Genomic DNA, 7,278 nt, shown 5'->3' with positions numbered 1-7,278 from the left:
TTAAGGAAATTTTGGCAATTTTAAGAAAGCAGAATCCTGATAGGATAAGGGTTCTGTGAAATTTGTCGTGTACAGAGCTGGAAAATACAAAAGTACTGGGGCTAATTCATAAGACTAAATAATAGTAATAATTATCATATGTTTATAGTAGTATTTGTTTTTTTAGTACTTTATAAAAATATTTGGGGTAAATATGAAACTACACAATGATAATTTAATTTTTTCTCCCTCAGACTTAATCCTGTTTTTAGAAAGTCCTTTTGCTTCTTGGATGGAACATTTCAGTCTTATTGCTCCTGAAGCTTTAGATTTAAAAGATCAAGATGATGCAATGATGCTCATGCTTCAGGATAAAGGTGCAGAGCACGAATCATCTGTATTGGAAGGATTGAAGCGACAAGGCTTAACAATTACAGATATAGGATTAAGTTCAGATAAGAAGGCTGCAACGATACAGGCCATGAAAGAAGGTGCAGATGTCATTCTTCAGGCTTGTTTGAGTAAAGGTAAATTTACTGGCTTTGCTGATTTTTTAGTTAAGGTTCCAGGTTCTAGTCAACTTGGGGACTATCATTATGAAATTTGGGACGCCAAGCTCTCAAAATCACTACAACCATATTACACCATCCAATTATGTTGCTATCAGGAAATGATTGCAGCTATTCAAGGTCGTTATTCTGATGATTTTGTCATTATTTTAGGTGATCAAACTCAACAGCGATTGAGAACACAAGAATTTTACTATTACTATCAATCAGTAAAAAATGCCTTTTTGAAATTGCACGAAAAATTCGATTTGGAAAATTGCCCCAATCCTTCTGATTCTAAGTCATGGGGAGGGTGGAGTAATTATGCAAAGCAATTGCTCAAAGAGGCAGATCACCTTTCACAAGTCGCCACAATTACACGCTCGCAAATCAAGAAGCTGAATGCTGATTGTATTCAAACGATGCAAGACTTGATTGATAGTGATAAGCCAAGCATTAAGAGCTTGAATACTGATGTATATAAAAGATTAAAAGCACAGGCCCAAATTCAGCGAAAAAGTGAAGGGCTTGCAACGCCTTTATTTGAAATCATTAACACTCATGAAAAACTAGGATTGGCACTATTACCTCAGCACTCTGAAAATGATGTGTACTTTGATATCGAGGGGTTTCCTTTAATTGAAGGGGGACTTGAGTACTTGTGGGGATGTACATATTTCGATGAAAAAGGTGAGCGTAAATTTATAGATTTTTGGGCTCACAATGAAATTGAAGAAAAAATAGCATTTAAATCATTTATCGAATGGGTTTATGCACGTTGGCAACAAGATCCTACGATGCATATTTACCATTATGCAAACTATGAAATTGCTGCGTGTAAGAAGCTCATGTGTCGCTATGGTGTTTGCGAATTTGAAGTAGATCAATTGCTAAGAAATGAAGTTTTTGTTGATTTGTACAAGATCGTTAAAAATGGATTGCTGATTGGTGAACCTAAATATTCTATTAAAAATGTAGAACACTTATACCGTGGTAAACGTGAGACAGAAGTGGGTTCCGGCGGCGATTCTGTTGTCGTGTATGAAAATTGGCGAGTTAATCCAGATGGCTTAACCTGGCAAACATCACAAGTCCTGAAAAGTATCCGAGACTACAATATTGATGATTGTAATAGTACGCAAGAGTTGGTGGCTTGGTTGCATCAGAAACAGCAAGAATTTGGCATCCAGTATGTAGGTAAAAAAGACATTGTAGAAAAAGAGCTAAGTGAAGAAACAACGGCATTAACTCAGTTAAGAGATCAATTATTGAGTAAAGCAGAATCTCTTAAGTCTCAAGATATAATTGAGTCACAAATTTGTGAAAACATGGCTTGGGCTCTGGAATTCCATCGTAGAGAAGCTAAGCCAGTTTTTTGGCGACTCTTTGAAAGAATGGGCTTAACAGTAGAAGAGCTTTATGGTGACCTTGATTGTCTAGTAAATTGTATTCGTACAGACAAAGAGCCATTTAAACCAACCCCTAAAGCAAGAAGCTTAGCATATGAGTATTCATTTGATCCTCATCAAGAATTTAAAATGGCAAATACCACTAGCTTTTATATTCTTGGGGAGGAAGATGAAAAGGGAAACAATCTTAAAGCGACATTATTAAAAGAGCATTCATCAGTTTCAAAAGGCAGAATTTGCTTACAGCTTAAAGAACCGCTTTCTGTTGTGCATTTAATTCCAGATGATTATGTGAATCCAAAGCCTATTCCAAAAGCAATAGAAACAGTAGTCCGAAGCTATTATGAAAACCAGCTCAATGATGATGCTATTCTCCATTTTTTAAGACGGAATTATCCACGCATTAAGGGTATAGAAAAGGGAGAAATAATTGTTTCGAGCCATAAAAACTTAGAAAAGTTGGATCAAATAAAATCGGCAATTTGTAATTTGGATAACTCATATATTGTGATTCAAGGACCTCCTGGAGCAGGAAAAACCTTTACAGGTAAGCATGTTATTGCAGAACTACTTAAGCAAGGAAAAAAAGTAGGCATTAGCTCAAATTCCCACAAGGCAATTAATAATCTTTTGATTGGTGTGGCACAGTATTGCCAAAATGAAAATATTCCAGCTCATTTCTATTGTACAAAAAATACAGATACTGAAATTGAAAACTTTGGAATTTCAGAAATTAAGAATGACAAAATAGTTGAATATCTTGATGGAGCATGTGTCATTGGTACCACAGCGTGGGGGTTTTCTCGTGAGGAATTAAATAAGCAATTTGATTATTTGTTTATTGATGAAGCAGGGCAAGTATCGGTAGCAAACTTAATTGCAATGAGTCAATCAGCTCATAATTTGGTTTTAATGGGTGACCAAATGCAACTAGGACAACCCGCTCAAGGTACGCACCCTGGCGATAGTGGTTTGTCTATTTTAGATTATTTGCTAAAAGATCATCCGACAATTGAGCCTAATCGAGGCATCTTTCTCGACACTACCTACAGAATGCATTCAAAAGTAAATGAGTTTATCAGTCAGGCCATTTATGAGGGTAAGTTAAATTCACACAAATCTAACGATCTGCAAGTTATTCAAGTCCCTGATGCTTATAAGGGGGTGTTAAATAAGGAAGCAGGTGTTGTATTCATCCCCGTTGAACATGAAGGAAATACTCAAGCGAGTGATGAAGAGGTTCAAGCGATTCAACATGCTGTGAATGAGCTTCTTGGGCGAATTTATACCGATAAGGAAGGTAATAAAAAGCCTATTACTTTAGATGATATTTTATTTGTAGCACCATATAATTTTCAAGTGACTAAGCTTAAATCTGCTTTAGGTGAAAATGCAAAGCTGGGAAGTGTAGATAAGTTTCAAGGCCAAGAAGCACCTATTGTATTTTTCAGCCTATGTGCAAGTGATGCGAATGATTCTCCACGAGGAATGGATTTTTTGTTTGATAAAAACCGTTTAAATGTAGCGAATTCGAGAGCACAGTCTTTAGCAATCGTGGTAGGGAATCCAAACTTAATGAATAGTAATACAAGCAATATTAAACAGCAGAAGTTAGTAAATGTATTTTGTCAGTTAATGGCATATGCACAAAATAGTAAAGGTTAATATCAGGATATTTATAAATGAATCAAGTTAATTTAACAAAACCAAAATGGGTACGTTTATATACTGAAAAGTTATTCCCTAAAATTAAAGAATATGAAAATAAACAAAGCGAACTTGCAATTAGAATTAGGGATATAAAAAAAAGTGTGGGACAAGATTTTAAATCTGATCTTATTTTTGATGAAAATAAGAGCATTGTTAATGATGAAAAATATCATCATAAGGAAATAGATCCTTTTACGGTTCTTAGTCTACTTAATGTAGGGACTCATGCTAATCGTTTGCAGATGCATAATGCTTTTTTAGAACTCAGCGAAGAGGAAGGCTTTGGGCTGGAAGATATAAAAAATATCCCTAGTTCTGATGGACAACGGGCTTGGTATTACCCCTATAAAGTTTTTAAAAATAAAAATGGCTCCATTGTCGAGCGAGATCATGACACGATTCCGAAACTGTGGGGGGTATTTAAAGAAATCAATGCTAAAGATAACCAGGAATATTTAAATTTCGATGATGTCAAGGAGATTTTGAAGATTAGTTCTGTTGGCATTAATAAATTATCTACAGCACTGTATCGTTGTAAACCTGAAGTCTATTTTCCACTCAATGCGGTTGGTCAAAGACATCTTACGAAGAATGAGATTAAATTTAATGTGAATTCAGGCAATACTGAAAAAGTTAATAAAAAGGTTTGGGGTGATTATATTGAAACTTTAAAAGCTCTGAAAAAGCGAAAACAAGAGAGCAGAAATATACTAGATAGTTATTCAAGGATTGTAGAGCAAGATAAGTTAAACGATGTATTATTCACACGAAATCAAATTTTGTATGGTCCTGCAGGGACAGGCAAAACATATAATACAATTAATGAAGCGTTATCAATTGTTTATAAGATTCAAAAAGATACTTTAAAAGAAATTATTCAGAAAGAACTGGAATCAAGAAAGATACCTATTTCAAATGAAAAAATTAGAGAGGAAATGAATCAAAGGTTCAATGAATATCTAAAAAGTACTGATAAACAAATAGCTCAAATTGGTTTTGTTACCTTTCACCAAAGCTATGGTTATGAAGATTTTGTAGAAGGCATTAAAGTTAAAGAAGTTAATGGACAATTAAAATATCCAGTAGAAGCAGGAGTGTTTAAACGTTTTTGTAAGTCCGCGAAAGATAATCCGACAGAAAACTATGTGCTGATTATTGATGAAATTAACCGAGGTAATATTTCCAAAATTTTTGGTGAACTTATTACTTTAATTGAGGAATCCAAACGTGCAGATCAACTTGAAGAGTTGTCTGTAACTCTTCCTTATTCAAATGAGCAATTTAGTGTACCAAACAATCTTTATATTATAGGTACGATGAACAGTTCTGACCGTTCATTAACTTCAGTAGATATTGCTTTAAGACGACGTTTTGAATTTATTGAAATGATGCCCGAGCCTAATGTTTTAAAGGATATTCAAATCACTGATTATAAAGATATAAATGTCAAAGCCATTTTGGAGACTATGAATAAACGGATTCAGGTGCTACTGGATCGCGATCATTGTATTGGGCATGCATATTTTATTTCATTGAAAAACGATGCCAGCTTAGAAAAGTTAATGAAAATATTTGAGAAAAAAATTATCCCATTATTACAAGAATATTTCTTTGATGATTGGGGAAAAATTAATTTAGTACTTAATAAAAATGGGATGGTGAAGATGGAAAAAGTAGAAGAGTATTTATTTCCTAACATGCAACCACATGAACGGGAACATTTAGCAAGTAGAAATTGGGACATCAATACAGAACTATTTGAGGGTGATGTTGATAAAAAGAAAGAAGCACTGATGAAAATCATTGAGGGAAAAAATAAAGAAAGCATTATGGAAAAGGTTGCTTCATAGTGCTTTTCACGATTAGAGAATATGGTGTCATTGAAGATAATGGCACCAATACCGAAATGATGGTGCCAACACAATTAGATCGTATTAAAGTACCAAGTTCGGTATTTGATTATCTATGCGAGTTGGCTGGTCAATATAAAAAAAATGGGGTTCCTATATTTGAAATAGAAGGGAGAAGAACACTCAAAGTTGATAATTTTGTGGGAATTATTTCTACGCCGTGTGGGCATACAATTGAGATATTACCCAAACACGTCGATATACAAACACAAGATCAAAAGGAAGAAGTACTTGCGAATGAACGTCAGTTACTTCGAAAGATGCTAGAAGCCTTGTGGAAGCTCCCACCTGCTCGTGAAGTGGGAGAGGCTTCACTAGATAAGTTGAATTTGCCTTTAAGTGAATGGATCATGAGTCGTTTTTTGCAGGCATGCAACCTATTGCTTCAGCGAGGTGTACGGTCTGAATATCAACGTATCGCAGAGCAAAGTGCCTATTTAAAAGGTAAATTGAATATCCAAAGATATCTGACTCAACCAGTGACCGAGCAACATCGTTTTCCGATTGAACATGATATTTTTTCTTTAAATACGGCGCCAAATCGTCTTATTAAAACTGCATTAGAAAAAATCTGTAAACTCACGCAAGATACTGATAATTGGCGATTGGCAAATGAAATCCGTCTTAAATTGAGTGAGGTGCCAACGAGTAGATTGCCGCGTTTAGACTTTCCTCAATGGAAATCAGGGCGTTTATATGCTCAATATGAACTAATCAAAGTCTGGTGTGAAATAGTTTTGGGAGTGCAGACACCGTCTGCACTACAAGGAGAATGGCAGGGAATGAGCTTGCTGTTTCCGATGGAAAAGTTATTTGAAGCTTATGTGCTGAGTAAGGTTGAAAAAGCATATTCGGATCATTATCGAATCCAAAGGCAGAAGAGTAATAAATATTTGTGTCGTCACAATCGAAAAGACATGTTTAATCTTCGACCAGATATTTATTTTGAAGCTAAACATCAATCATCATATAAGAATATGATTTTAGATACAAAATGGAAATTATTGGATCAGAATAGTGAAGACCAGCGTTATGGAATCAGCGATGGTGATATGCAGCAAATGTTTGCTTATAGTTATATGTACCTTGAACACGATGGTCCAATAGTTTTGATTTATCCAAAAAGTTCAAAATTTAATGACGCTTTAATGAAGTTTCTATTAAATAAGCATGAAAGAGATCAAGGAAAAAATCCAGAGATATGGGTTCTTCCTTTTGATCTAGATAGTGATAAATTAATCGGTTTTGATATGATAAAAAAATCAAGAGATTAGAGACTTTTGACTTAAATGTATAATAGCTAACTTATTATCTGATATTGGATACTTTGAAAGCACAATGCTAAAGAATACATCTCTATCTCTGACATATTTTAAATGATCAACAGTATCTTCTAGCTGCGGTAAATAGCCAGATTCTGAATAAAAATCATAGCTTATTGAAAAATTGAAGGATACTGTTTCAGTATCCAATATCGTATTAAGGTAGGTATTAAGTTGTTGTTCATAATTAACATTGTTTTGCAATACCTCATGGATGTTGATGTATCGATATCCATCTTTATATGAGTCAGAATTAAAAAAATCCTGAGGATCAAGATAATATTCAGCAGAGCAATAAAATTTAATAAAACCATGATAAAACTTGATGTGTGCTGAATTAGCAGGAGACTTTCACTTGGGAGATTCTAGGCAGCTAACCGATAAAAGTCTTCTGCCATTT

The 7,278-nt window shown here is 34.5% G+C and carries 3 protein-coding genes; all 3 read left to right on the top strand.

The annotated features are described in order from the left end of the window. Nucleotides 1-193: 193 nt before the first annotated feature. The 3 genes from HHA43_RS12875 to HHA43_RS12865 are packed head-to-tail and all read left to right on the top strand — an operon-like array spanning nt 194 to nt 6,830. Nucleotides 194-3,601: a TM0106 family RecB-like putative nuclease gene (locus HHA43_RS12875; RefSeq protein ID WP_168542762.1), complete on the top strand. Its 3,408-nt coding sequence runs from the start codon at nt 194-196 to the stop codon at nt 3,599-3,601. Between the two features lie 17 nt (nt 3,602-3,618). Next, entirely contained in the window at nt 3,619-5,496 is a 1,878-nt protein-coding gene (locus tag HHA43_RS12870; protein WP_228284190.1) for an McrB family protein, read from the top strand. After that, nucleotides 5,496-6,830 (top strand): McrC family protein, encoded by a 1,335-nt coding sequence (locus HHA43_RS12865; RefSeq protein WP_168382264.1) that lies wholly within the window; start codon nt 5,496-5,498, stop codon nt 6,828-6,830. The genes HHA43_RS12870 and HHA43_RS12865 overlap by 1 nt, the downstream gene beginning before the upstream one ends. Nucleotides 6,831-7,278 lie beyond the last annotated feature (448 nt).

It is taken from the genome of Acinetobacter sp. A2 (genome assembly GCF_012371325.1).
Taxonomy (GTDB): Bacteria; Pseudomonadota; Gammaproteobacteria; order Pseudomonadales; family Moraxellaceae; genus Acinetobacter.
Note: the sequence above shows the minus strand (reverse complement) of the source record. Positions and strands in the feature narration are given on the sequence as shown.